The sequence below is a fragment of the Comamonas sp. FG99 genome, from assembly GCF_057808605.1.
In genome coordinates, this window is record NZ_JBMDII010000044.1 from 1 (window position 1) to 24,128 (window position 24,128).

Sequence of the window (24,128 nt, forward strand, 5' to 3'; positions counted from 1 at the left end):
GCGCGCGCCACCGCCGCCGCCAGCAGCGCCACCACGGCGGCCAGCGCCCAGGCGGCGGGCACGCCCCAGCGCTCGGCCACCATGCCGCCCAGCGGCGGGCCGCACAGGCCGGCCACCAGGATGGCCCGCACGAACTGCGCCAGGCTGCGCGCGCGGTCGTGGCTGCCCGAGCCGTCGATGACCGCGCCCTGCGCCGAGACGAAAACCATGGCGAAGCCGGCCGCCCCCAGCAGGCGCGCGGCCAGCAGCGCGGCATAGCTGGGCAGCGCGGCCGCCAGTGCCAGGCCCGAGGCGCCCAGCAGCGCGCCCAGCACGAAGCCGCGGCGGCGCCCGAAGCGCTCGGAGCATGCGGCCAGCGGCCATTGCAGCAGGGCCACGACGGCCAGGAAGAGCACCAGCGGCAGGCTGGCGAGCAGCGTGGGCGACAGCGCCGCATCGGCGGGCGCGAGCGAGCGCGCCCAGGTGGGCAGGAAGGGCCGGGTGAATTCCTCGGCCAGCATGAACAGGAACAGCGCCGGACGCACCGCGGCGGCGCCAGCGCTGCGCCAGGGCACGCGCGCCGCATGCGCCAGGCGGCTGCGGCGCGCGTCGGCCACCGCCAGCGCCCGCGCGCCGCGCGTGCCCAGGCCCAGTGCCAGCAGCTCCAGCGCCATGAGCAGGCAGATGGCGCCGGCAAAGGCCATGTCCAGCAGCATGGAGCGCAGCTGGCGCGCGAGCACGCCGGTGTCCAGCGCCAGCACCAGGGTGCCGACGGGTGCGGCGGCGAGTGCGGCGGCAGGTGCGGCGGCCAGCGCCACCGGCGCCGACACCACGGGCTGCCCCGGCCCGGGCAGCCGGCCGGCGAGCAGGCGGCCGTCCGGCGCCAGCCAGGCCAGCGCCGCGATCTCGGGGCTGCGTTCGCGCAGCGCGGCGGCGTGCGCATCCACGCCCACCAGCGCATCGGCGGGCACGCCCACTTGCAGCGCGCGGGCGATGAGCGCGGCGCTGGAGCGCGCCAGCGCGCCGGCCTTGGCCATCTGGTCGGGCTGGATGCTGGCCTGCCCGGCGCGGCCGGCCTGCCAGCCCATCCAGGCCAGCGCGGCCACCAGCAGCACAGCGGCCGCGCCGGCGAGCAAGGCGCGCTCGCCGCCGGGCCAGCGCAGCGGCTGCGGCCGGCGGCGCAGGCCCGCCACCAGGGCCGCGCACAGCAGCGCGACGGCACCGCACACCAGCGCGAGCGCGGGCCAGGTGGCCAGCTGCATGGCATGGCGCAGCCGCTGCCAGGCGGCGCGCAGGCCGGCGTCGTCATAGCGCAGCCGCGCCCAGGCCACGGCCTGGCCCAGGTCGTTGCGGATGGGCACGCGGGCCAGGGCGCCACCGGGCGCGGAGGACGCGGGGGGCTCGGCATGGGGCAAGGGCGCAGCCAGCAGCACATCACCCTGGGCCGAGACGATGGCAAAGCTGCGCAGCGCGGGCTCCAGCACCGCTTCGCGCGCGAGCAGGCCGGCCAGCGGCGTGTCGGGCGCCAGCGGCACCCCCAGGGCGAGCGCGTTCTCGGCGGCGCTGGCGGCGCGCTGCGCCGCCAGCTCGAAGCGGGCGGTGAAGGCCTCGCGCTGGGCGCCGCGCAAGGCGTTTTCGATCAGCACGCCGCTGGCGAGCAAGGTGATGGCGCAGATCAGCGCCAGCAGCGCCGCCAGCCGCCACAGCAGCCGCGCCATGGCCGCGGTGGCCCAGGGCGCCGGGCGCGAGCGCGGGCCGCGCATGGGCTCAGGGCTCCTGCGTGCCTTGTTCCTGCTCGATCTGCGCGCGGTAGCGCCGCAGCATGTCGGCCTGGGCCTCGGGTTCGGCCTGGACGCCGATCTGGTCGTGGATCATGCGGTTGAGCGAGGGCAGCACTGCGCGCGGCTGGATGGCCTCGGGGCTCCACAGGCGCGAGCGCATCAGCGCCTTGGCGCAGTGCAGATAGGCTTCGCGCACCTGCAGCTCGATCACCAGCTTCGGCGCCTGGCGCTCGCCGGCGAAGCGCTGCAGGAATTCGGGCTCGTCGCGCAGCCGCGCGCTGCCGTTGACGCGCAGGGTTTCGTCAACGCCAGGGATCAAGAACAGCAGCGCCGCGCGCGGGTCGGCGAGCAGGTTGCTGAGCGTGTCGAGCCGGTTGTTGCCGCCGGCATCGGGCAGCAGCAGCGTGCCTTCGTCCAGCACCTTGACGAAACCCGGCGGCCCGCCGCGCGGCGATACGTCGAGCAGCGCGCCATCGGTGCCGCCGGAGGCGATCAGGCACAGCGGCGCCAGCGCGACGAAGCGCCGGCAGTGCGCATCGAGCGCGGGCAATTGCTTGCGCAGCGCCCGCTCGGCGGGCTGGGCATAGAGGCTGCGCAGCTGCGCGAGCGTGGTGATCATTCGGCGTCCTCGCTGTCGTCGTCTTCGGCGGCGCGCGCGCCGGGGCGCACGGCGCTGTACAGCGCCAGGTATTCCTGCCACGCCGGGTCGAACATGGTGGAGATGTCTTCGTCCAGCCCCGGCGCATGGCGCGCGGCCAGCTGGTGCGCGAGCCGGGTGGCGGCGGCCGCGTCTTCGACGTAGAAGCCGGCCACGCGGCTGCCCATGCCTTCGACACGGGTGAAGGCCAGCAGGCCGGTGTGCAGGCGCTCCAGCTCGGCCTGCAGGGCCTCGTGCGCGGCGCGCGCCTGGTCGAGCTGCTGCTGGCTGTCGAACGGCAGGCGCCATTCGAGGAAGTACGGCAGGTCGGCCCGGGTGGCGAGCGCGTTGGCCGAGGCGCGCAGGCTCAGCAGATCGGGCGCGGCAGCGGCTGCGGCGTCGTGCCGGCGCACTTCGAACATGGTCCACGAATCGTCGTCGGCCGGCGGGAACTGGTAGCTGCGCCCGAGCTGCTCGCGCACGAAGGCGTCGAAGATGGCCGGAAACACCGACAGCGGCTCGGCGCCCGCAACCTCGTCGCAGAAGGCGTCGACGAATTCCACCGGCCCCACGCGCACCGCGAAATCCCATTCGCCGAGCACATGGTCGAGCATGATGAAGCTCATGTGCCGCGCGTGCTCGATCAGGTCGGGCGGGATGATCTTCTCGAACGACAGCTCCAGCCCCACGGTGCCGCCGGCGTCGTAGTGCGCCACCAGCACGTCGGAGCAGGCCAGGCTGAAGCCGTCCATGCCCATGGAGAAGTCGCTGCCCAGCGCGCGGCTGCGAAAGGCCTGCAGCCGCCAGCGCGGCAGCGGCGGCGCATGCCGCACCAGCGCCTGCACGTGCTCGAACAGCTCGAGACTGCCGTGCGCGGTGATGACCAGCAGCGGCAGGCCGCCGTCGGCAGCCTGCTCCAGCTCCACGCCCAGCCCGGGCGCATGCTGCTCGAGCAGCGCATTGGCCTGCTCCACGAACTGCTGCGGCGCCAGCGCCGCCAGCTCGGCCTCGCGGCCGCTGAACTCGCGCCAGAAGGCCTGGGCCTGGGCCGCATCCAGCGGCCCGGGCAGTGCATCATCGTCCTGGATCTCAGCGCTCATGCTTGGCTCCCCTGGTAAAAGGTTCGCAGCCTGGGCTGTCAGAGCATCTCCACCGCCATCGCGGTCGCTTCGCCACCGCCGATGCACAGCGTCGCCAGGCCGCGCTTCTTGCCGCGCGCCTTCAGCGCATGCAGCAAGGTGACCATGATACGCGCGCCGCTGGCACCGATGGGGTGGCCCAGCGCGCAGGCGCCGCCGTTGACGTTGACCTGCTCGTGCGGGATGGACAGCTCGTGCATCAGCGCCATCGGTACCACCGCAAAGGCTTCGTTGATCTCCCACAGATCGACGTCGGCCACGCTCCAGCCGATCTTCCTGAGCAGCTTTTCGGTGGCGCCCACCGGCGCGGTGCTGAACCACTCGGGCTCCTGCGCATGCGTGGCATGGCCGACGATGCGGGCCAGCGGCGCGCAGCCCAGCGCCTTGGCGGTGGAGGCGCGCATCAGCACCAGCGCGGCCGCGCCGTCGTTGATGCTGGAGCTGGACGCGGCGGTGATGGTGCCGTCCTTCTTGAACGCGGGCTTGAGCGCGGCGATCTTGTCGAGCCGCGCCTTCAACGGGCCCTCGTCTTCGCTCACCACCACCTCGCCCTTGCGGGTCTTGACGGTGACCGGCGCGATCTCGGCCTGGAAGGCGCCGGACTGGGTGGCCGCCTGCGCGCGCTGCACGCTGGCGATGGCGAAGGCGTCCTGCTGCTCGCGGGTGAAGTGGTACTTGGCGGCGCAGTCCTCGCCGAAGGTGCCCATGCTGCGGCCGGGCTCGTAGGCGTCTTCCAGGCCGTCGAGCATCATGTGGTCGAACACCTTGTCGTGGCCCATGCGGTAGCCGCCGCGGCCCTTCTTGAGCAGGTAGGGGGCGTTGGTCATGCTCTCCATGCCGCCCGCGACCATCACCTCGCGGCTGCCGGCGACGAGCTGGTCGTGCGCGAGGATGGTGGCCTCCATGCCGGCGCCGCACATCTTGCTGAGCGTGACCGCGCCGCAGCTCCTGGGCAGGCCGCCCTTGAACACCGCCTGGCGCGCCGGGGCCTGGCCCTGGCCGGCCATCAGGCAGTTGCCGAACAGCACTTCCTCGACCTTCTCGGGCGCGATGCCGGCGCGCTCGACGGCGGCCTGGATGGCCGCGCCGCCCAGGTCGTTGGCCGACAGCTCGGCAAAATCGCCCATGAAGGCGCCCATAGGCGTGCGGGCGGCGCTGACGATGACGACGGGGTCTTGCATGCGAGGTCTCCTGAAATAAAAAATAAGAGCTGCCAGCGCTTGATATGCAATAGTTTCAAATACTTTTGATACTGAAACTCTTATGTATCAATCGTTAGCAGCTATGGTTTTGCATAGCCTGTGGCTAGCCGCGTTCGCGCGTGGCGACCAGCTCGACCGCGCGGCGGCGCACTTCGGCCAGGCCGCCGACGTCGGGCACGGTCATCTGCAGGTTGGTGATCAGGCCGTTCTTGAGGCTGTAGCACCAGCCGTGCAGCACCACCCTCTGGCCGCGCGCCCAGGCGTCCTGCATCACGGTGCTCTGCGCCACGTTCATCACCTGCTCGATGGCGTTGAGCTCGCACAGCGCATCCAGGCGCCACTGCGGCGACAGGCCCTGCAGCAGCGCGCTGTGCTTGTCGCGCACATCCTTCACATGGCGGATCCAGTTGTCGGCCAGGCCCACGCGCGCATCCTCCAGCGCGGCCAGCACGCCGCCGCAGCCGTAGTGGCCCACCACCATCAGGTGCTCGACCTGCAGCTGGTCGATCGCGTACTGGATGGTCGAGAGGCAGTTCAGGTCGCTGGGCACCACCACGTTGGCGATATTGCGGTGCACGAAGACCTCGCCCGGCTCCAGCCCGGTGATCTGGTTGGCGGGAACGCGGCTGTCGGAGCAGCCGATCCACATGTACTTGGGATTTTGCTGCGCCATCAGCCCGGTGAAGAAGCCGGGACGCTCGCGTTCCACGCTTTCCGCCCATTCGCGGTTGTGGACAAAGAGCTCTTCGATGGATGTCGTCGTCATGCGTTTCCTAAAAAATTGAATACTGGAACACGGGGCATGGCGCAGCGCAGGGATCAGCAGGTCTCAGCAAACAGCTCGCGGCCGATCAGCATGCGGCGGATCTCGCTGGTGCCGGCGCCGATTTCGTAGAGCTTGGCATCGCGCCACAACCGGCCGAGAGGATACTCGTTGATGTAGCCGTTGCCGCCATAAATCTGAATACCCTCTCCGGCCATCCAGGTAGCCTTCTCGGCGCACCACAGGATGACGCTGGCGCAATCCTTGCGCACCTGGCGCACGTGGTCCTTGCCCAGCAGGTCGAGGTTCTTGGCCACGGTGTAGGCGAACGAGCGGCCCGCCTGCAGCACGGTGTACATGTCGGCCACCTTGCCCTGGATGAGCTGGAACTCGCCGATGCTCTGGCCGAATTGCTTGCGGTCGTGGATGTAGGGCACCACGTTGTCCATCACCGACTGCATGATCCCGAGCGGCCCGCCGGTGAGCACCGCGCGCTCGTAGTCGAGGCCGCTCATCAGCACCTTGGCGCCCATGTTCAGGCCGCCCAGCACGTTCTCGGCCGGCACCTCGACGTTGTTGAACACCAGCTCGCCGGTGTGGCTGCCGCGCATGCCCAGCTTGTCGAGCTTCTGCGCGATCGAGAAGCCCGGCATGCCCTTCTCGATCAGGAAGGCCGTCACGCCGCGCGCGCCCAGCTCGGGCTCGGTCTTGGCGTAGACCACCAGGGTGTCGGCGTCGGGGCCGTTGGTGATCCACATCTTGGAGCCGTTGAGCAGGTAGCAGCCGCCCTTGTCCTCTGCCTTGAGCTTCATGCTGATCACGTCCGAGCCCGCGCCCGGCTCGCTCATGGCCAGCGCGCCCACGTGCTCGCCGCTGATCAGCTTGGGCAGGTACTTGGCCTTTTGCGCCTCGCTGCCGTTGCGGTTGATCTGGTTCACGCACAGGTTGCTGTGCGCGCCGTAGGACAGGCCGATCGAGGCGCTGGCGCGCGAGATCTCCTCCATCGCCACCATGTGCGCCAGGTAGCCCATGTCGGCGCCGCCGTACTGCTCGGGCACGGTGATGCCCAGCACGCCCAGCTCGCCGAGCTTGGGCCACAGGTCCATCGGGAACTGGTCGTCGCGGTCGACCTGCGCGGCGCGCGGCGCGATCTCCTCCTGCGCAAAGGCGTGGACGGCGTCGCGCAGCGCATCGATGTCGTCGCCGAGCTGGAAATTCAGGCCTGGAAGCATGGAACTCATGGGTGTCTCCTGTGCAAAAACAAAGAATCAGTGTTGGATGCCGGCGCGGCCGGTGACGGCCATCAGCGTGCACGACATGGTGGCGATCAGTTTCTCATTGCCCGCGTCGATCGCAAAGGCCCGGCCCTCGGCAAAGCTCACGCTGCGCCCGGCCTTGAGCACGCGCCCCTCCATGCGAAAGCGCTGCCCCCTGGCCACCGCCATCAGGTTGACCTTGAACTCGATGCTCAGCACCGCCGCCTCCGGCGCCATCTGCGTGAGCGCCGCGTAGCCGCAGGCCGAGTCGAGCGCGGTGGACACCATGCCGGCATGCAGGAAGCCGTGCTGCTGCGTCAGCCCGGGGGCCCAGTCCAGCTCGATGTCCACCGCGCCCGGCTCCAGCCGCACCAGGCGCGCGCCCAGCGTCTGCATCGCGCCCTGGCGGGCAAAGCTGTCGCGCACGCGCTGCGCGAAATCGGCGGGCTCCGGGCTGGACGAGTGGGTCATGGCAGGGAATTTACGTTGACGTCAACGTCAACTATAAATCAAGTCGGCTTGCGCGGCTTGTGCAGCAGGGCCGCGGCCTCGCGTTCATGCTCTTCAATTTCTGCCAAATTGGCCTGCAAATCTGCCAACTGCGCCTCGATGCGGGCGCGGTGCGTGGCCAGCACCTCCAGAAAGCGCCGCAATTGCACGCCGCTGTCGCGCGGGGAGTCGTAGAGGTCGATGATCTCCTTGGCCTCGGCCAGCGACAGCCCGAGGCGCTTGGCGCGCAGCGTGAGCCTGAGGCGCGTGCGGTCCTTGCCGCTGTAGATGCGCTGGCGCCCGCCCGCGCCGCCGCGCTCGGGCAGCAGCAGGCCCATGTCCTCGTAGAACCGGATGGCCCGCGTGGTGAGATCGAACTCCTGCGCAAGCTCGCTGATGGTGTAGGTGGTGGTGGCAGCGGCCACGGCGTCGTTCCTGCATGATGTGGATGCAGGCATTATGGCAATGGATCAAGGCGCCTGCGGCAGGCGCCACTGCCCGTTCTCGAACCATGATGCGTCCGGGCCGCCAACCAGCAAGATGGGCACGGCCACCTGATGCCCCTCGCCTTTGGCCCGCGCCAGGTATTTCACCAGACTGTTCTGGTCTTCACTCAATAGATGCGTGATGCCTTCGCATTCCGTCTGGGCGATCAGCTTCAGGTCATCCTTTACCCTGACGCGGTCGTCGCCGGCATCCTTGGGAAACCGGCCCACCAGCACCCCGCAGCTCATCGCATGGTCGATGTTGAAGGGCAGGACGATCATGTTGCGCAGAGGCAAATCATTGACCGACTGCTTGACCTGGAACTCCGAAATCGCAATGGTCGACAGGTAAATCGGTATTTGGCGGTGCACCAGTTCCCGGAAATACCAGATCGCGGTACCGTGGTGATGGCGTGCCGGATCGGCCAATGTGATCAGAAAGCTCGTATCGAGCAATACGCTGTTCAATGCGCGCCTCCACGCAACTCATCCACCCAGGCCGTGGCGCTGTCGACATCCCTCCACGCCGCCTGCCCCCGTTGCGTCATGCGCTTGAGTTCCGCCTCATCGATCTTGCTGGAGTGCTCCACGAAGCTGATGAGACTGGCGTTTCTGAGTTCCCGGGTGATCACGTTGTATTCCGCCCTGATCCTGAGCATGGCGGGCTTGTAGAGCCGGTTGCTGGTATCTTCGCGCAGCACGACCTTGTCGGCATCGACCTTCAGCAAGTTGCCATCGGGCAGGCGTACATGTGCGTTGGCCTTGGTGCTACCGCCCAGGTTCTGGATCTCGCCGCGGATATAGCGCTCGACCTGCACCCACTGGTCGGCATCGTCACTGCGGAAGTCGCTCTCGGTGGAGATGACGATCGGCCTGGAAAGAAAGCCCGCACCGATGCTGAAATGCGTATCTCTGGAGCCATGCGCCAGCCTTTGCCATTTCTGGATCACTTCGCGCCGCCTGCCGTCGATCCGCTGGTCCATGATATCCAGGCGCTGCAGCAAGACCAGGTCGGCAAACAGCTTCGGCGCATGCAGCGGCTCTGTTTCCAGCACCAAGGATCCGTGCCGGATGGCGACATCCAGCTGCTGCGGATCGACCTCCTTGGCATCGCCCTTGAGAAGGGCCTGCACATCCTCGGTGAAACGCGCCAGATCGGCCAGGCGGACGCGATCCGGAGTGGCCTCGTAGCCCCTCGAACGGTCCTCCATGGAAACGGTGATGCGTTGCGCTTTCATAACGCTTGGATTCTATAAGCAGGCCGAGTTCCGGTGAAGCCGGCCTCTTGTACCTTCAACAGTCGCCGATACGCTTGCTCACCACCGTGGAATCGATGCTACCGCCTGGGGTCGCCATGCTGGACTGCACCGTATTCTCGGTCGGCGAAGCATATTCAGCCTGCAGCGACAGCTTGAACTGGCCGTCGCCGCAGGCCAGCACCAGGCTTTCCTGGTTGCCGTCGGTATGGATCTCGGGCGTGGAGCAGCCGGGCATATTCTTGATCTGCGAATCGACGATGGACTGCAGCGTCTTGCCCGCCATCTCGGGGGTGATGCACACCTCCTGCAGCAGCTTGCCGCCCTCGATGCGGGCATTCTCCATGTGCGCCGCCTTGCGCTGCTCGGGCGTCAACTCGCCAAGCACCTTCTCCATGCCGGCCAGCGACTGTTGTCCCAGCGAGCCGGCCATCTCGGTGGTGATCAGCCATTGGCCGGGCTGCACCTTTGCCGGCGCGGCTGGCGCCGGGCCGCTGTGCTGCCGGTCGCCGCAGGCCGCGAGCAGCAGCGCGGCGCCGGCCAGCAGCGCCCGGCACATGGCCTGGCTCATCGGGTTCATGGCATTCCTTTCTCGTCCAGCGTGCGCAGCGGCACGCCCATGTCGCTCCACCACTCGGGGTGGCAGGTGAAGAGCAATAGCTGGTGGCGGGTGGCGGCATCGTAGAGCACGCGCTTCATCTGCGCCAGGCGCTGCCCGTCGCTGTGCACCAGCGCGTCGTCGAACATCAGCAGCGTGGGATGGCCGGCGCCCTGCAGCAGGTCGGCATAGGCCAGCCGGCTCAGTATGCCCAGCTGCTCCTGGGTGCCATAGCTCAGCCCGGCAAGCTCGCCCGCCAGCCGGGCCGCATCGGCGCCGCTGCCGGGCGGCGCCTGCACCAGCTGCGGCACCAGCTGCTCGCTCAGGGCGATGCGGCCGCCGGGCAGCAGCAGCTGCAGATAGTGCTGCAGGCGCGCTTCGAGCGGTGCCTGCAGGCGCCGCAGCGCCGCGGCGCGCTTGGCCTGCAGGCGCGCCACCAGCGTGTGCAGCGCCTGCGCGCGCCGCGCCATCTCTCCGGCGCGGCGCTGCGCCGAGGCGATCACGCCTTCGAGCTGGGCGCTGGCTTCCTCCAGGCCCTGCGCGCCCATGGCCTCCAGCGCGGCGCGCAGTTGGGCGATGCGCGCCTGGCGCTCGCGCTGCTGCTGCTCGTGCGCGGCGATGCTGCGCGCCAGGCGCTCGATGTCCTGCTGCACGAAGCCCGCCTCGCCGGGCTGCGCCGCCGCGGCCTGGCGGGCCATGTGCTGCTGCAGCTCGGCCTGCGCGGCCTGCAGCAGCGCGGCTTCGCGCTGGGTGTGGGCATGGCGCTCGCGCGCGGCGGGATCGTCCAGCTGCGCGCGCGCCAGCGCCGCTTCGGCTTCGGCATTGCGCCAGTGCTGCTCGGCCAGCACGCGTTCGCGCTCGGCCTGCTCGCGCGCCTGCTGCGCCTGCTCCAGCGCCTGCTGCGCCTCGGCCAGCAGGGCCTGGGCGGCGCGCCAGTCGGGCAGGCCGGCAGCGGCCAGCACGGGCAGCGCCTGCCATTGCCGCTGCAGCTCCTGGTGCCGGGCCTGGGCATGCGCCAGCTCGATGGCCAGCGCCTCTGCGCCCTGCGGCGCATGCGCGGCCAGCACCGCCTGGGCCTGCTGCTGCTCGGCTTCGAGCGCCTGGCGCTGCTCCCAGCGCTGCAGCGCCTCGGCACTGCTGGCCACGCCATGGCGCCGCAAGGCCGCGCGCAGGCTGGCTTCGGCCTGGGCGAGCTGCTGCGCGGCGTCATCCACGCCCTGGCCGCCGGGGGTGATGGTGAGCTCGCCGCCGCCGGGCAGCTGCAGCGTGGTGGCGCGGGTGAGCCACTGCCGGCCCGGCTCGCTCCACTGGCCTTGGGCATCCGCGCTGCGCCAGGGCAGCACTTGACCGGCGGGCAGCACGAACTCGAGCTGCGTGGCGGTGGCATCGCGCCGCAGGCGGGCCTGCAGCACCGCGTCTTCCAGCTTGCGCAGCTGCTGCGCATCGGCCTTTCTGAGCTGCAGCGCAGACAGCTCATGCGCGATCTGCTGCATTTTTTGCAGCAGATCCTGCGCCTGGGCATGCGCCGCCTGCAGGCGCGCGCTGTCGGCAGCGGCCTGGGCGACGCGGCCCTGCAGCTCGGCGCGCTCGCGCACGGCCTCGGCCTGCTGGCGGGTGGCCAGGGCTGCGGCGCGCTGCCGCTCGGCCTGCGCGAGCTGGCCGCTGGCCTGGGTGTGGCGCTGCAATGCCGCCTGGTGGGCCGCCTCGGCGCCGCGCACCGCCTCCTGGCGCTGGGCGAGCTGGGCATGCAGCTCGTCGTGGCGCTGCAGCGCATGGGCCAGCAGCTCGCGCTGGGCCTGCATGCCGGCCAGGCGTGCCGCATCGGCGGCCTGGGCCTGGGCCAGCTGCTCCAGCTCGGCCAGGCGGGCGCGGGCCGCCGCCAGCCCGGCGCGCCAGGCCTGGTCGGGCGGCTCGGCCACGGCCTGCCGCTCCTGGCCCTGCAGCAGCTCCAGCTCATCGACCTGGCTGCGGTACTGCGCGATATGCGCCCGCTGCTGCGCCAGCTGGGCCTGCTGCTCGGCGATCTGCTCCAGCAGCTTGGCATGGGCGCCCACCGGCTTGCCGCTGGCGCCCCGGTACTGCGCCAGCTCGGCCTGCAGCTGCGCGATCAGCGCGTCGCCCGCGGTGGCGGCCAGCGCGGAGGCGGGCTGCACGCCGGCGCCAGCCTCGCCTTGCTGCGCATGCAGCGCCGCGCCCAGGCGCTGGCTGGCATGGCCCACGCGCAGGCCCAGCTCGCGCGGATCGCTGCCCTGCTCGACCCACAGCAGGCCGGGCACGCCCCAGTGCTCGGGCCGGCCCGCGCCCTTGGCGGCGAAGCCGAAGCCCATGCGCTCGGCCAGCCAGTCCTCGGCCTCCTGGCCGCTGAAGGCCTGGCTGGCGGCCTGCAGGTCGCAGCGCTTGCGCCGGAGAAAGGTCTTGTGCAGCCGGTACGGCTCGCCCTGCAGCACGAAGTCCAGCGCCACCGAGGGCGCGGCGCCGCTGTCGCCGTGCGGCTGCAGGTCGGCGGTGGAGCTGGAGCCGTGCCGGTCCAGGAACGCGGCGCGGATGGCGCGCACCACCGTGCTCTTGCCCGCGCCATTGGGCCCGGCAATGATGTTGAGCCCGGGGCTGAGATCCGCCAGCGTCAGCGCAGCGAACTTGCGCAGCTGCGACAGCTCGAGCCGGGTGATGTGCAGCTTGGCGCTCATGGCTGCGCCCCCGGCTGCTGCTGCGCCCACAAGGCGGTCGCCAGCAGCGCCAGCGCATCCTGTGCGCCGTCCTGGCCCGCGGCACTCTCGGCACGCAGCTCGGCCAGCAGCTCGCCCACATAGCCGTCGGCATGGAGCAGGGCCAGGTCGTCGTCGGACGGCGCCATGCGCAGCGCGCCGGCGTCCACGATCAGGCAGCGCGCACGCGCCTCGGCCGCGCCGATGGCGGCCTGCAGGCGCTGGTGGGCCGCCCAGTCGAGCTGGCCGCCGAGCGTGAGCTGCAGTACCTCGTGCGGCTGCACCGCGGCGAGCAGCGCTTCGGCGGCGTCCAGGTCGCTTGCCAGCTGCAGCGCCAGCTCCAGCCGGCGCCAGCGGTAGCGGGCCACCGCCAGCTGCGTGACCTGGGGCTCGGCGCCAGGCGCGGCGATGTCCACCAGCAAGGCATGGCCCGGCTCGTTGTTGGGAAAGCGGTCGGGCTCGGGCGTGCCGCTGTAGGCGGTACGGGCATCGATGCGCTTGATGCCGTGCCAGTCGCCCAGCGCCAGCCAGTCGAGCCGCGCCGAGGCGGCGCGCGTGGGAGCGATGGGGTTGGCGGCGTCGATGCCCTCGTGCAGCAGCCCCTGCACGCTGCCGTGCGCCAGGCCTACCCGCACCAGGCCGGCGGGGGTGCCGGCCGCGTCCATCCAGGCCGTGGCGTCGTCGTAGGTGTGGCGCTGGCGCAGCGGCGCGGGCAGCACGGCAAAGCCGCGCTCGGCAAAGCTGCGCACCTGGGGCGTGAGCAGCAGGTGCGCGTTGGCCGGCACGCACTGCAGGCGCTCGGCACGCGTCCACACGCTTTCGGCCAGCGCCGCATCGTGGTTGCCGGGAATCAGCAGCCAGGGCCCGGCAAACCCGGCCAGCAGCTGGAACAGGCGGCGGATGGTCTTGTCGGACACGGTCTGCGCGTCGAACACATCGCCCGCCACCAGCACCGCGTCGACCGCGTGCTCGGTGGCCAGCTGCGCCAGCCGCTCGACGGCGGCAAAACGGGCCTCGGCCAGCAGCGGCGCGGTAGCGGCATCGAAGCTGGAGAACTGGCGGCCGATCTGCCAGTCTGCGGTGTGCAAAAAGCGGGGCATCAGCGAAACAACTCTTCGAACAAGCCGTCGGGCAGCATGTCGCGCTCGCGGGCTTTCTGGTTCTGGCGCTCCTGCTTGAGCCAGTGCTTGAGCGCGGCCGGGTCGTCCTGCAGCTCGCGCATGAACAGGCGCAGCTGGTGGAGGTCCATCTGCAGGTGCTGCAGCTGCGTGCGCAGCAGCGCCTGCAGTCCGGCGGGCTTGAGGCGCTGCCTCGGCGGCTGGCCGAACTCGCTGCCGAACGCCATCTCGGCGCCCTCGACCTCGTGCTGCAGCTCGGCGAGCTGCTCGGCCAGCACCCGGTTGTAGTGCTTGAGGCGCTCGTCGCTGAACGAGGCGAGCTTGGCCGGGTCGATCTGCTCGGCCTCCCATTGCAGCTGCAGCAGATCGAGCAGGTTGCCGGCCTCGTAGGCCTGGTTGGCGCGCTGCATCAGCGCCGTCTTGCGTGCGCGCTCGGCGGGATCGGCCTCGCGGTCGGGGTGCAGGCTGCTGGCCAGCTTGCGGTAGATCTCGCGCAGCGACTGGCTGGCCTGCTTGGCTTCGAGCTGCTGCTTTTGCTCGCGCGCGCTGGGCTTTTTGCGGCGCCTGGCCTGGTGGGCGGCGCGCTGCTGCTCGGCATGCTCCTGCGCGGCCTGCAGCTGCTCTTCGACGCGGCGCGCCACCTCTTCGGGAGAGTCGAGGTCCACGCCGTCCATGTCCAGGCCAAACAGCTCGCGCGCGACCTCCTTGGCCATGCGATCCGCCTCGGCATCCGCTTCGGCCAGGTCGGCGTCGTAGTCGCCGCCGGCATAGCGGTTGTACAGCGTCTTCATCGCCTCGCGCGTGGCCTCGTCGCGCGCGCCGTCCGCGATGCTGGCGGCCATGTCGGCGATCAGCTCGTCGAGCAGGGCGCGGTCGGCCTTGGACAGCTTGCGCCCGGCCATGCCGTCGAGCAGCTGCAGCAGCGCGACATGCAGCCCGTGGTATTCATCGATCAGCGGCAGGAACTCGCGCGCATGCCGCTCGCGGTAGGCGGCCACGGCGTCGTCCCAGGCCTGCAGCTGCTCGCGCTGCCTGGCGATGCGCTGGACCAGCGAGTTGAATTTCTTCTGCGCCGCGGACAGCGGGGCCTGGGCAGGCGTGGATGCGATATGGATAGGAGCGGACATAGGCCTGCTATTGTGGCCCATGCCATGGCCCGGGTCCGCATCGCTACGCGACGCCGAAGGCCGCCGGCGGCGGGTTGCGGCCGAGCTCCTTGAGCACCTTCAGCGCAATCGCCATGCCGGTGTTGCCCGCGGGCACGCCGGCATAGACCGCGGTCTGCAGCAGCACTTCCTTGATGGTGTCCACATCCAGCGGCGCGGCATCGGCATCGCCCGGGTCGGCCTGCAGCCCGGTGCGGATGTGCAGCTCGAACTCCTCCCAGCGCCCCATGGCGGCGGTGATGGCCAGCACCATGATGCGGCGCGTGCGCCGGTCCAGCCCCGGCCGGCTCCAGATGCCGTCCCAGGCGTAGGCGGTGATCATGCGCTGGAACTCCACGTTCAGCGTGTTGGCGCGGGCGATGGATTGCTCCACCCATTCGCCGCCCAGCACCCGGCGGCGGTTGTCCAGTCCGCGGCGCAGGCTGTCGGTGTCGGGATCGGTCATGTGCGTCGTCCAAATCCGCCAGCATACCCGGCTTAGAGCTGCTAACACAACCCAGCAAATCGAAGATTTGCGGTTGAGACGAGGCGCGAAGCCGCAGGCAGTACGCTAGTACGACAAGGCGAAGCAACGACGCATCAAGGGTTGTGTTAGCGGCTCTTAACCGACAAGCGCCGTCAGGCGAGCAGCTTGCCGCCGGCAGTCCGCGGGCGGCCACGCTACCATCTTGGCCTCCTTTGCTTGATAGCCCCAAGCCATGACCCGCCCCATGATCCGTATTTCCGAGCTCAAGCTGCCGCTGGCAGCGATCGCCTTCGATCCCGAGAACCACACCGAATTCCACCCGCTCGATGCGCTGCGCGCACAGGCCGCGCAGGCGCTGTCGCTCGATGCGGCGCGCATCGCCGGCCTGCAGGTGCACAAGCGCAGCTTCGACGCCCGCAAGGCCGAGCTGCAGGCGGTCTACATCGTCGACCTGCAGTTGGACGATCCGGCGCTGGCCGAGTCGCTGCTCGCGCGCTTCGAAAAGAACCCACACATCCAGCGCACGCCCGACATGGAATGGAAGCCGGTGGCGCAGGCCCCGGCCGGGCTTGCGCAGCGCCCGGTGGTGGTGGGCTTCGGCCCCTGCGGCATCTTCGCCGCCCTGGTGCTGGCGCAGATGGGCTTTCGCCCCATCGTGCTCGAACGCGGCAAGCCGGTGCGCGAGCGCACCCGCGACACCTGGGGCCTGTGGCGCCGGCGCGAGCTCACGCCCGAGTCGAACGTGCAGTTCGGCGAAGGCGGCGCTGGCACCTTCAGCGACGGCAAGCTCTACAGCCAGATCAAGGACCCGCGCCACCTGGGCCGCAAGGTGATGCAGGAGTTCGTCGCCCACGGCGCGCCGCCCGACATCCTCTACGCGGCGCACCCGCACATCGGCACCTTCAAGCTGGTGAAGGTGGTGGAAGGCATACGCGAGGAGATCATCCGCCTGGGCGGCGAGATTCGCTTCGGGCAGCGCGTGACCGATGTGCGCATCGAGGAGTCCGCGGGCCGGCGCCGCCTCGCGGGCCTGGCGGTGCAAGACCTGGCCAGCGGCCAGAGCTACGAGCTGCCCGCCACGCAGGCGGTGCTGGCGCTGGGCCACAGCTCGCGCGACACCTTCGCCATGCTCTACGAGCGCGGCGTGCAGATGGAGGCCAAGCCCTTCTCGGTGGGCTTTCGCATCGAGCACCCGCAAAGCGTGATCGACCGCGCCCGCTGGGGCCGGCATGCCGGCCATCCGCTGCTGGGCGCGGCCGACTACAAGCTGGTGCACCACGCCAGGAACGGCCGCGCGGTCTACAGTTTCTGCATGTGCCCGGGCGGCACCGTGGTGGCCGCCACCAGCGAGCCCGGGCGCGTGGTGACCAATGGCATGAGCCAGTATTCGCGCGCCGAGCGCAATGCCAACGCCGGCATGGTCTGCGCCATCAATCCCGAGGACTACCCGCAGGACGCCGAGAGCTTTGCCTGGGCCTTCGGCGGCAAGACCTATGGCGTGGAAAGCCTGCGGCCCGGCGAAATCCATCCGCTGTCGGGCATCGTGCTGCAGCGCCAGCTGGAGTCGAAGGCCTACCTGCTGGGCGGCAGCAACTACAGCGCGCCCGGCCAGCTGGTGGGCGACTTCATCGCCGGCCGGCCCTCGCGCGGCTTCGGCACGGTCCAGCCCTCGTACCGGCCCGGCGTGGCGCTGGGCGACCTGCATCCGGCCCTGCCGGCCTACGCGATCGAGGCCATGCGCGAGGCCCTGCCCGCCTTCGGCAAAAAGATCCGCGGCTACGACATGGCGGACGCGGTGCTCACCGGCGTGGAGACGCGCACCTCGTCGCCGCTGAAGATAGGCCGCGACGCCGCCAGCTACCAGAGCCTGAACACCCCGGGCCTGTACCCGGCGGGCGAAGGCGCGAGCTATGCGGGCGGCATCCTGTCGGCCGGGGTGGACGGCATCAAGGTGGGCGAAGCGGTGGCGCTGGCGATCATGGCGCAGCCGGCCCCACCAACAGACAGCAAAACGGCTTAAAAACAGCTTAACGTTGCAAATCTGCCAGCATCTGCAGCAAACCCAACCCCAGCAGCCACCAGAAGGCGCGAACGTGGCCCGTCCTTTCTATACTGTGGCCCAGCACATCCAATGGAGCCCCAGGAATGCCGCCATCCGCCCGCTGGGCAAAAAGACTGGCCCTGTCCGCCAGCCTGCTGCCGCTGGCCGCCTTCGCGGCCGATGCGGATGTGCCGCCGTCCGCGCTTTCGGGCTGGACCTTCGGCGCGGCGCCCTATACCCACCATTTCTCCGACGCCCGGCGGGAGCATGACTACGAGCCGGAAAACGAGAAGCACTCCTATGTCTGGCTGCTGAATGCCGAGAAAGAGCTGGACGAGCGCCATGTGGCGGGCCTGGCGGTGTTCAGCAACTCGTTCGGCCAGCCCAGCCAGTTCGCCTACTACGGCTGGCGCTTTCGGCCGCTGGACAGCGCGCCGCAGCTGTACCTCAAGCTCACCGGCGGCCTGATCCACGGCTACCGCTACCCCTACCACAAGAAGATCCCGCTCAATACCAGCAGCGGCTGGGGGCTGACCGCGATCCCCGCTATCGGCTGGAACTTCACGCCCCAATGGGGCGCCCAGGTGAATCTGCTGGGCAACTCTGCAGTGATGTTCCAATTGAATTACAGTCTGAGGTGAGCGCCGAGCCGGATGCTCCGGATTTCTCGCACCAGAGCACCCTGCGGTGCTCTTTTTCTTGCCCCTGCGGCTTGCCCTCCCGATGAATCAAGATACCCAGCTGCTGCGCCAGGCCGTGGACCTGGCCCATGAAAGACGCCTGCGCAGCGGCCGCGGCCCATCGCCCCTATGGCTGGCCGTCGTGGTGCTGACCGGCATGAACCTGCGCCCCTTCCTGACCGCGATCGGCCCGCTGGGGCCGCCCATCCAGGCCGCCACCGGCATGGGCCTGGCGGCCATGTCCTGGCTCACGCTGCTGCCCATGGGGCTGATGGGCGTGGGCGCGCTGCTGGCGCCGGGCACGCTGCGGCGCTGGGGCGCGCGCCGCGTGGTCGCCGCCTCGTTGCTGCTGATCGCGCTGGGCTGCGCGCTGCGGCTGGTGGCGGGCGCTGGCGGCATGCTGCTGGCCAGCGCCACCGTCTGCGGCGCTGGCGTGGCCCTGGTGCAAGGGGTGTTCCCCGGCATCCTCAAGCGCCAGTTCCCGCTGCAGGTGGCACCGATGATGGGCCTGTACTCCGCCGCGCTGATGGGCGGCGGCGCACTGGGCGCGCAGTGGTCGCCGCTGGCCATGCAGCTGGGCCTGGGCTGGCAGGCCGCGCTGGCCCAATGGGCGCTACCGGTGCTGCCGGCCCTGCTGCTGGCCTGGCTGGCGCTGCGCACGCAAAGCGAAGCATCCAGCGCCAGCGTCTCGGCCGTGGGTGGCAGCGGCAGCTCCACCAACTGGCTGCTGCGCCGCCAGCGCACCTGGCTGCTGATGGCCTGCTTCGGCCTGGTCAACGGCGGCTACGCCTCGGCGGTGGCCTGGCTGGCGCCGTACTACCAGGGGCATGGCATGAGCGCCATCGCCAGCGGCTCGCTGGTGGCCATCATGGCGGTGGCCCAGGCCTGCGCCGCGCTGCTGCTGCCGCTGCTGGCGGCCCGCGGCGGCCCCGACCGCCGCCCCTGGCTGTGGCTGACGCTGGCCGGCCAGGCCATCGGCTTTGCGCTGCTGGCCTGGTGGCCCGATGCCGCGCCGCGCACCATGGCCGTGGTGCTGGGCGCGGGCCTGGGCGGCTGCTTTGCGCTGAGCCTGGTGGCGGCGCTCGACCACCTGCCCCAGCCCATGCAGGCGGGCGCGCTCAGTGCGCTGATGCAGGGCGGCGGCTTCGTGCTGGCCGCGCTCGCGCCCTGGGCCGTGGCCCAGCTGCACGCGGCCAGCGGCGGCTTTCGGGCCGGCTGGATCATGCACCTGGGTAGCGTGACCCTGGTCACGCTGCTGGTGGCGCAGCTGGCGCCGCAGCGCTATGCGCAGGCGATGCGGGCGCCGGCAGCCTGAGCGCCGGCGACGCGGTCGGCGGCCATCAGCGACGCCAATGGCCGCCGCGCATCTGCCAGCCGTGCGGGCCGCGCACCCATTCGCGCGGCACCCATGCGGCGCCGCGGTGGGGCGGCGCCTCCCAGTGGCCGGGACGCCACTGGTAGCGCCCGCCGCTCCAATCCCAGAAGCCGCCGATCCACACGCTGACCGGCGACGGCGCCACCGTGACCACCTCGCTTTGCAGGGGCGGCGGCGCCGCAGGCGCATAGACCACCGCATCGTTGCCACCATAGTACGGCTGCGCCGGCGCCACCACGCAGCCGGCCAGCACCAGGCTGGCGCCCAGCGCAGCGGCCCAGGGAGCGAGGCGGGAAGGCTTCAGTACACGCATATGTCCATCCTTGTGATCCGCCTCGGAAAGGCGGCCTGCCTATTCAACGGCCGATGGATGTCGCGGTGCACGCCCAGGCGGTAAAAACTGGGTAAATCCCGGGCCAAATCTTCAAACAAAAAAGCACCGCGATGCGGTGCTTGCCCATGGGTGCGCCGAAGCGATCAGCTGTTTTGCAGTGCAGCAATGCGCTGTTCGATGGGCGGATGGGTCGAGAACAGCTGGCCGATGCCGCCGGTGATGCCCATGGCCGCCATGTTCTTGGGCAGCTCGCCCGCGGGCAGGCCGCCGAGGCGGGCCAGCGCGTTCATCATCGGCTGCTTGCGGCCCATGAGCCGGGCCGCGCCCGCATCGGCGCGGAATTCGCGCTGGCGCGAGAACCAGGCCACGATGATCGATGCCAGCACGCCGAACAGGATGTCGAGCACGATGGTCGAGATGTAGTAGCCCATGCCGGGGCCGCTGCTTTCCTCGTTGTCGCGGCGCAGGAAGCTGTCGATGGCATAGCCGACCACGCGCGACAGGAAGACCACGAAGGTGTTCATCACGCCCTGGATCAGCGCCATGGTCACCATGTCGCCATTCGCGACGTGGGCCACTTCGTGGCCGATCACGGCCTCGACCTCTTCGCGCGTCATGCCCCGCAGCAGGCCGGTGGACACGGCCACCAGCGCCGAGTTCTTGAATGCGCCGGTGGCGAAGGCATTGGGCTCGCCCTCGTAGATGCCCACCTCCGGCATCTGGATGCCGGCCTTGTCGGCGAACTTGCGCACGGTCTCCACGATCCAGGCCTCGTCGGCGGTGCTCGGCTGGTTGATCACGCGCACGCCCGAGGTCCACTTGGCCATGGGCTTGCTGATGAGCAGCGAGATGAACGCGCCGCCAAAGCCCATGATGAAGGCAAAGCCCAGCAGCGCTGTGAGGTTGAGCCCGTTGGCCGTCAGGTAGCGGTTGACGCCCAGCAGGCTCGCAACGATGCCCAGCACCACAACCACGGCAAGGTTGGTAAGCAGGAACAAGGCAATTCTTTTCATAGTGGGTTTCTCCAAAAAAGGGGAACGCAGTTGTTCGCCATATGGTGCCGCCATGCCTGCATTGCAAGCGGCGGGCTTCGATCATTTGGTTATCGTGGTTCTGGCGATCGGGCCGGGCGAAATACAGCAGAGTCGTCATAGAAGGAAAAGTTCTCGTTTTCCTTCCACCAGCCGGGCACGCCCAGCACCGGCAGCGGCGCGAAGGGCTTGCCCGCCAGGTGCTCCGCGCACAGCTGGCCGGCGACATCTGCATCGGTATTGTCCACGAGCCGCAGCGCCTGCGGCGGGCAAAACACGTGTGCGGTGACTGGTTTTCTCGGCCGCACGAGTTTTTCGAGTAGCGCATGGCCGAACAGCAGCAGCCGCGCCTGCCGCCATTCGGGGCGCAGCTCCACGAACAGCCGGCGCCACTGGCGCTGGCGCAGCGCCTGCCATACCGCATCGCTGGCCACCAGGAAGGCGCCGTTCTCGTCGAGCAGGGTGATCGCGTCGCGCAGCGGCCCGCGCTGGCGCCCCACGCCGGCCTGGGCGATGGCGCCGGCCTGCAAGGCGTTGAGCCTGGCCTTGGTCTGCGCGAAGCGCTGCCACACCAGGCCGTTGAACCAGTCGTGCAGGTTGCCGCGCGTGGGCACGCTGCGCGTGCGCTGCACGAAATGCTCATAGGCTTCGCCGGGCGGCAGCGCCTGCTGCGGCACGAAGCTGCGCCCGCACTCGCCCAGGGCGTTGAGCAGTTGCCACGCGGCGGCATCGGGCTGCGCCCGCAATGCGGCATGCGCCCGCTGCTGCAGCGCGGCATAGGGCAGCAGCCAGGGCCGCGACCAGTCCACCGCAGCCAGCATGGCGGCAGCGCTGCCGTCTGCCGGGCGGGCTGGGTGGGCCGACGCGCTCAGCCCAGCTTCCACGGCAGCGCGTCACCCGAGCGCAGCGGCTTGAGCTCGGCTTCGCCGAAGGGGAAGCTGCTCGGCGGCGTCCAGTTCTCGCGCACCAGCGTGATGCGCTCCTGGTTGCGCGGCAGGCCGTAGAAGTCGGCGCCGTGCAGGCTGGCAAAGCCTTCCAGCTTGTCCAGCGCTCCCACGCCGTCGAAGGCCTCGGCATACATCTCGATCGCGGCATGCGCGGTATAGCAGCCGGCGCAGCCGGTGGCATGCTCCTTGAGGTGGGCCGCATGCGGCGCGCTGTCGGTGCCCAGGAAGAACCTGGGGCTGCCGCCGGTGGCCGCCTGCAGCAGCGCCTGGCGGTGCTCCTCGCGCTTCAAGACCGGCAGGCAGTAGTAGTGCGGGCGGATGCCGCCGGTGAAGATGGCATTGCGGTTGAACAGCAGGTGCTGCGCGGTGATGGTGGCGCCGGTGAGCGCGTCGCCGCCGGCCACGTACTGCGCCGCCTCCTTGGTGGTGATGTGCTCGAACACGATCTTCAGGCCCGGGAAGTCGCGGCGCAGCGGGATCATCTGCTGCTCGATGAACACCGCCTCGCGGTCGAACAGGTCGATGTCGCTGCCGGTCGCCTCGCCGTGCACCAGCAGCAGCAGGCCGTGGCGCTGCATGGCCTCGAGCGTGGGGTAGATCTTGCGGATGTTGGTGACGCCCGCGTCGCTGTTGGTGGTGGCGCCAGCGGGGTAGAGCTTGCAGGCCACGATGCCGGCGGCCTTGGCGCGTTCGATCTCACTGGGCGCCAGGTTGTCGGTGAGGTACAGCGTCATCAGCGGCTCGAAGCGCGCGCCCTCGGGAACGGCGGCCAGGATGCGCTCCTTGTACGCCAGCGCCTGCGCGGTGGTGGTGACCGGCGGGCGCAGGTTGGGCATGACGATGGCGCGGCCGAACTGCGCCGCGGCATGGGGCACCACGGTGCCCAGCACATCGCCATCGCGCAGATGGATGTGCCAGTCGTCGGGCCGGATGAGGGAAAGGGTCTGGATCGTGGTCATCCGGGTATTGTCTCATCGCGAACCTGTTTACGATGGCGGCCGTACTCCAAGGAAACATCCCATGCCCTTCGATCCCCGCTCCGCCCCTCTCACCGCCGTCCAGGCCCGTGTGCTGGCCACCCTGATGGAAAAGGCCCGCACGGTGCCCGACAGCTATCCGCTCACGCTCAATGCCCTGGTCACCGGCTGCAACCAGAAGTCCAGCCGCGACCCGGTGATGGAAGTGAGCGAGGGCGAAGCGGCCGAGGCGCTGGACGAGCTGCGCCAGCGCGGCCTGGCGGTGCAGATCAGCGGCAACCGCGCCACGCGCTGGGAGCACAACTTCCCGCGCGGCGTGGGCGTGCCCGACCAGTCGGCCGTGCTGCTGTCGCTGCTGATGCTGCGCGGCCCGCAGACCGCCGGCGAGCTGCGCATCAACTCGGAGCGCTGGCACCGCTTTGCCGACATTTCCTCGGTCGAGGCCTTTCTCGACGAGCTGCGCGAGCGCAGCGAGGAAAAAGGCGGCCCGCTGGTGCAGCTGCTGCCGCGCGCGCCGGGCGCACGCGAGCAGCGCTGGGCCCATCTGCTCAGCGGCCCCATCGACCTGGCCGCGCTGCAGGAGGCCGGCCGCGCCGCGCCCGCCGGTCCTGCCGGCGCGCTGCAGCAGCGCGTGGAAGCGCTCGAAGCCGAGGTGGCCCGGCTGCGCGCCAGCATGCGGCAGCTGTGCGAGGCGCTGGGCGTGGAGATGCCCCCGGAGGGCGGCACCGCTCGCACTGGCGACGACTGAAGCCGCAGCCAAGCAAGCCCCCCCCAACGCCACAGGCAGCAATGACAGCGGCCCCGAAGGGCCGCGGCTCGTTCCCGAGGGGAATGCTCAGTGCTGCAGGATCTTGTTGAGGAATTCCTTGGTGCGCGGCTGGCGCGCATCGGGGTTGCCGAAGAACTCTTCCTTGGTGCAGTCCTCGAGGATCTTGCCGCCCACATCCATGAAGATCACGCGGCTGGCCACCTTGCGCGCAAAGCCCATTTCGTGGGTCACGCACATCATGGTCATGCCTTCCTTGGCCAGGCCCACCATCACGTCGAGCACCTCGCCGACCATCTCGGGGTCGAGCGCCGAGGTGGGCTCGTCGAACAGCATCACGATCGGGTCCATCGACAGCGCGCGCGCAATCGCCACGCGCTGCTGCTGGCCGCCCGACAGCTGGCCGGGGAACTTGTCCTTGTGCGCCATCAGGCCCACGCGGTCGAGCATCTTCAGCCCGCGCTTCTTGGCCTCGTCGATGCTGCGGCCCAGCACCTTGACCTGCGCGATCGTGAGGTTCTCGGTCACCGACAGGTGCGGGAACAGCTCGAAGTGCTGGAACACCATGCCCACGCGGCTGCGCAGCTTGGGCAGGTCGGTCTTGGGATCGTGCACCGCGGTGCCGTCGACATAGATCTCGCCCTTCTGGAAGGGCTCGAGCGCGTTGATGGTCTTGATCAGCGTGGACTTGCCCGAGCCCGAAGGCCCGCACACCACCACCACCTCGCCCTTCTGGATGTTGGTGGAGCAATCGGTCAGCACCTGGAACGAGCCATACCACTTGGAGACGTTTTTCAGTTCAATCATTTGATTTTTCTCCGTATTCAGTTATCCGTTGCCGTGACACGCGCCTTCAAACCCGGCACGCCTCAGCCACGGACGGCCAGCAAGGGCCGCCCCGAAGCAAAGGCCGTCGTCCCCCTTCCAGGGGGAAGGC

Annotated in this window: 24 protein-coding genes; 4 read left to right on the forward strand and 20 right to left on the reverse strand. The window is 69.9% G+C overall.

From position 1 onward, the window contains the following. The 15 genes from ACODRX_RS22165 to ACODRX_RS22235 form a co-directional block, all read right to left on the reverse strand. Positions 1-1,742: MFS transporter (locus ACODRX_RS22165; RefSeq protein ID WP_488873708.1), on the reverse strand; the 1,742-nt coding region annotated here is incomplete at its 3' end. 4 nt (positions 1,743-1,746) lie between these two features. After that, positions 1,747-2,379, reverse strand: coding sequence for a pyridoxamine 5'-phosphate oxidase family protein (locus ACODRX_RS22170; RefSeq protein ID WP_488873709.1), 633 nt, complete (start codon positions 2,377-2,379; stop codon positions 1,747-1,749). Continuing rightward, entirely contained in the window at positions 2,376-3,497 is a 1,122-nt protein-coding gene (locus ACODRX_RS22175; RefSeq protein ID WP_488873710.1) for a hypothetical protein, read from the reverse strand. Before ACODRX_RS22175 ends, ACODRX_RS22170 begins: the two co-directional genes overlap by 4 nt. Positions 3,498-3,535: 38 nt before the next feature. Beyond that, positions 3,536-4,717 (reverse strand): acetyl-CoA C-acyltransferase, encoded by a 1,182-nt coding sequence (locus tag ACODRX_RS22180; protein WP_488873711.1) that lies wholly within the window; start codon positions 4,715-4,717, stop codon positions 3,536-3,538. Between the two features lie 124 nt (positions 4,718-4,841). Next, the gene (can, locus tag ACODRX_RS22185; RefSeq protein ID WP_488873712.1) at positions 4,842-5,504 is read right to left on the reverse strand and encodes a carbonate dehydratase; all 663 of its coding nucleotides are present in this window, start codon (positions 5,502-5,504) and stop codon (positions 4,842-4,844) included. A 53-nt stretch (positions 5,505-5,557) separates the two neighbouring features. Further along, on the reverse strand, positions 5,558-6,742 hold the full coding sequence (locus tag ACODRX_RS22190; RefSeq protein ID WP_488873713.1) for an isovaleryl-CoA dehydrogenase: 1,185 nt from the start codon (positions 6,740-6,742) through the stop codon (positions 5,558-5,560). Between the two features lie 27 nt (positions 6,743-6,769). Beyond that, positions 6,770-7,228, reverse strand: a complete 459-nt coding sequence (locus ACODRX_RS22195; protein WP_488873714.1) for a PaaI family thioesterase — start codon at positions 7,226-7,228, stop codon at positions 6,770-6,772. A 38-nt stretch (positions 7,229-7,266) separates the two neighbouring features. Then, positions 7,267-7,704 carry a MerR family transcriptional regulator gene (locus ACODRX_RS22200; protein WP_488873715.1) on the reverse strand — a complete coding sequence of 146 codons (438 nt, stop codon included), beginning with the start codon at positions 7,702-7,704 and terminating at the stop codon, positions 7,267-7,269. A gap of 12 nt (positions 7,705-7,716) precedes the next feature. Then, on the reverse strand, positions 7,717-8,199 hold the full coding sequence (locus ACODRX_RS22205; protein WP_488873716.1) for a hypothetical protein: 483 nt from the start codon (positions 8,197-8,199) through the stop codon (positions 7,717-7,719). Further along, entirely contained in the window at positions 8,196-8,969 is a 774-nt protein-coding gene (locus tag ACODRX_RS22210) for a hypothetical protein (protein WP_488873717.1), read from the reverse strand. The genes ACODRX_RS22205 and ACODRX_RS22210 overlap by 4 nt, the downstream gene beginning before the upstream one ends. Before the next feature lie 55 nt (positions 8,970-9,024). Continuing rightward, positions 9,025-9,567, reverse strand: a complete 543-nt coding sequence (locus ACODRX_RS22215) for a DUF3617 domain-containing protein (RefSeq protein ID WP_488873718.1) — start codon at positions 9,565-9,567, stop codon at positions 9,025-9,027. Next, positions 9,564-12,272, reverse strand: coding sequence for an AAA family ATPase (locus ACODRX_RS22220; RefSeq protein WP_488873719.1), 2,709 nt, complete (start codon positions 12,270-12,272; stop codon positions 9,564-9,566). Before ACODRX_RS22220 ends, ACODRX_RS22215 begins: the two co-directional genes overlap by 4 nt. Beyond that, entirely contained in the window at positions 12,269-13,390 is a 1,122-nt protein-coding gene (locus ACODRX_RS22225) for a metallophosphoesterase family protein (RefSeq protein WP_488873720.1), read from the reverse strand. Before ACODRX_RS22225 ends, ACODRX_RS22220 begins: the two co-directional genes overlap by 4 nt. Continuing rightward, entirely contained in the window at positions 13,390-14,535 is a 1,146-nt protein-coding gene (locus ACODRX_RS22230; protein ID WP_488873721.1) for a J domain-containing protein, read from the reverse strand. The genes ACODRX_RS22225 and ACODRX_RS22230 overlap by 1 nt, the downstream gene beginning before the upstream one ends. A gap of 43 nt (positions 14,536-14,578) precedes the next feature. Then, the gene (locus tag ACODRX_RS22235; RefSeq protein ID WP_488873722.1) at positions 14,579-15,019 is read right to left on the reverse strand and encodes a carboxymuconolactone decarboxylase family protein; all 441 of its coding nucleotides are present in this window, start codon (positions 15,017-15,019) and stop codon (positions 14,579-14,581) included. 265 nt (positions 15,020-15,284) lie between these two features. Between ACODRX_RS22235 and ACODRX_RS22240 the strand changes: the two genes are divergently transcribed. The 3 genes from ACODRX_RS22240 to ACODRX_RS22250 all read left to right on the forward strand — a co-directional run bounded on the left by ACODRX_RS22240 (position 15,285) and on the right by ACODRX_RS22250 (position 19,076). Continuing rightward, positions 15,285-17,060, forward strand: a complete 1,776-nt coding sequence (locus tag ACODRX_RS22240) for an NAD(P)/FAD-dependent oxidoreductase (RefSeq protein WP_488873723.1) — start codon at positions 15,285-15,287, stop codon at positions 17,058-17,060. 125 nt (positions 17,061-17,185) lie between these two features. Beyond that, a complete protein-coding gene (locus tag ACODRX_RS22245; protein WP_488873724.1) occupies positions 17,186-17,722 on the forward strand; it encodes a hypothetical protein in 537 nt (178 codons plus the stop codon). 82 nt (positions 17,723-17,804) lie between these two features. After that, the gene (locus tag ACODRX_RS22250; protein ID WP_488873725.1) at positions 17,805-19,076 is read left to right on the forward strand and encodes a cyanate transporter; all 1,272 of its coding nucleotides are present in this window, start codon (positions 17,805-17,807) and stop codon (positions 19,074-19,076) included. A gap of 25 nt (positions 19,077-19,101) precedes the next feature. On the opposite strand, the gene ACODRX_RS22255 is transcribed toward ACODRX_RS22250, so the two are convergent. From ACODRX_RS22255 to pyrC, 4 genes are all read right to left on the reverse strand, one after another. Next, entirely contained in the window at positions 19,102-19,449 is a 348-nt protein-coding gene (locus tag ACODRX_RS22255) for a hypothetical protein (protein WP_488873726.1), read from the reverse strand. A 164-nt stretch (positions 19,450-19,613) separates the two neighbouring features. After that, positions 19,614-20,483 carry a protease HtpX gene (gene htpX / locus ACODRX_RS22260; RefSeq protein WP_488873727.1) on the reverse strand — a complete coding sequence of 290 codons (870 nt, stop codon included), beginning with the start codon at positions 20,481-20,483 and terminating at the stop codon, positions 19,614-19,616. Between the two features lie 89 nt (positions 20,484-20,572). Then, positions 20,573-21,322 carry a DUF3025 domain-containing protein gene (locus tag ACODRX_RS22265; protein ID WP_488873744.1) on the reverse strand — a complete coding sequence of 250 codons (750 nt, stop codon included), beginning with the start codon at positions 21,320-21,322 and terminating at the stop codon, positions 20,573-20,575. A gap of 47 nt (positions 21,323-21,369) precedes the next feature. Continuing rightward, positions 21,370-22,407 carry a dihydroorotase gene (gene pyrC / locus ACODRX_RS22270; RefSeq protein ID WP_488873728.1) on the reverse strand — a complete coding sequence of 346 codons (1,038 nt, stop codon included), beginning with the start codon at positions 22,405-22,407 and terminating at the stop codon, positions 21,370-21,372. 61 nt (positions 22,408-22,468) lie between these two features. On the opposite strand from pyrC, the gene ACODRX_RS22275 reads away from it, so the two are divergent. Further along, the gene (locus ACODRX_RS22275; RefSeq protein ID WP_488873729.1) at positions 22,469-23,173 is read left to right on the forward strand and encodes a YceH family protein; all 705 of its coding nucleotides are present in this window, start codon (positions 22,469-22,471) and stop codon (positions 23,171-23,173) included. 87 nt (positions 23,174-23,260) lie between these two features. Here ACODRX_RS22275 and ACODRX_RS22280 read toward each other — a convergent pair whose 3' ends face one another. Continuing rightward, on the reverse strand, positions 23,261-23,998 hold the full coding sequence (locus ACODRX_RS22280) for an amino acid ABC transporter ATP-binding protein (protein WP_488873730.1): 738 nt from the start codon (positions 23,996-23,998) through the stop codon (positions 23,261-23,263). Positions 23,999-24,128: the final 130 nt, after the last annotated feature.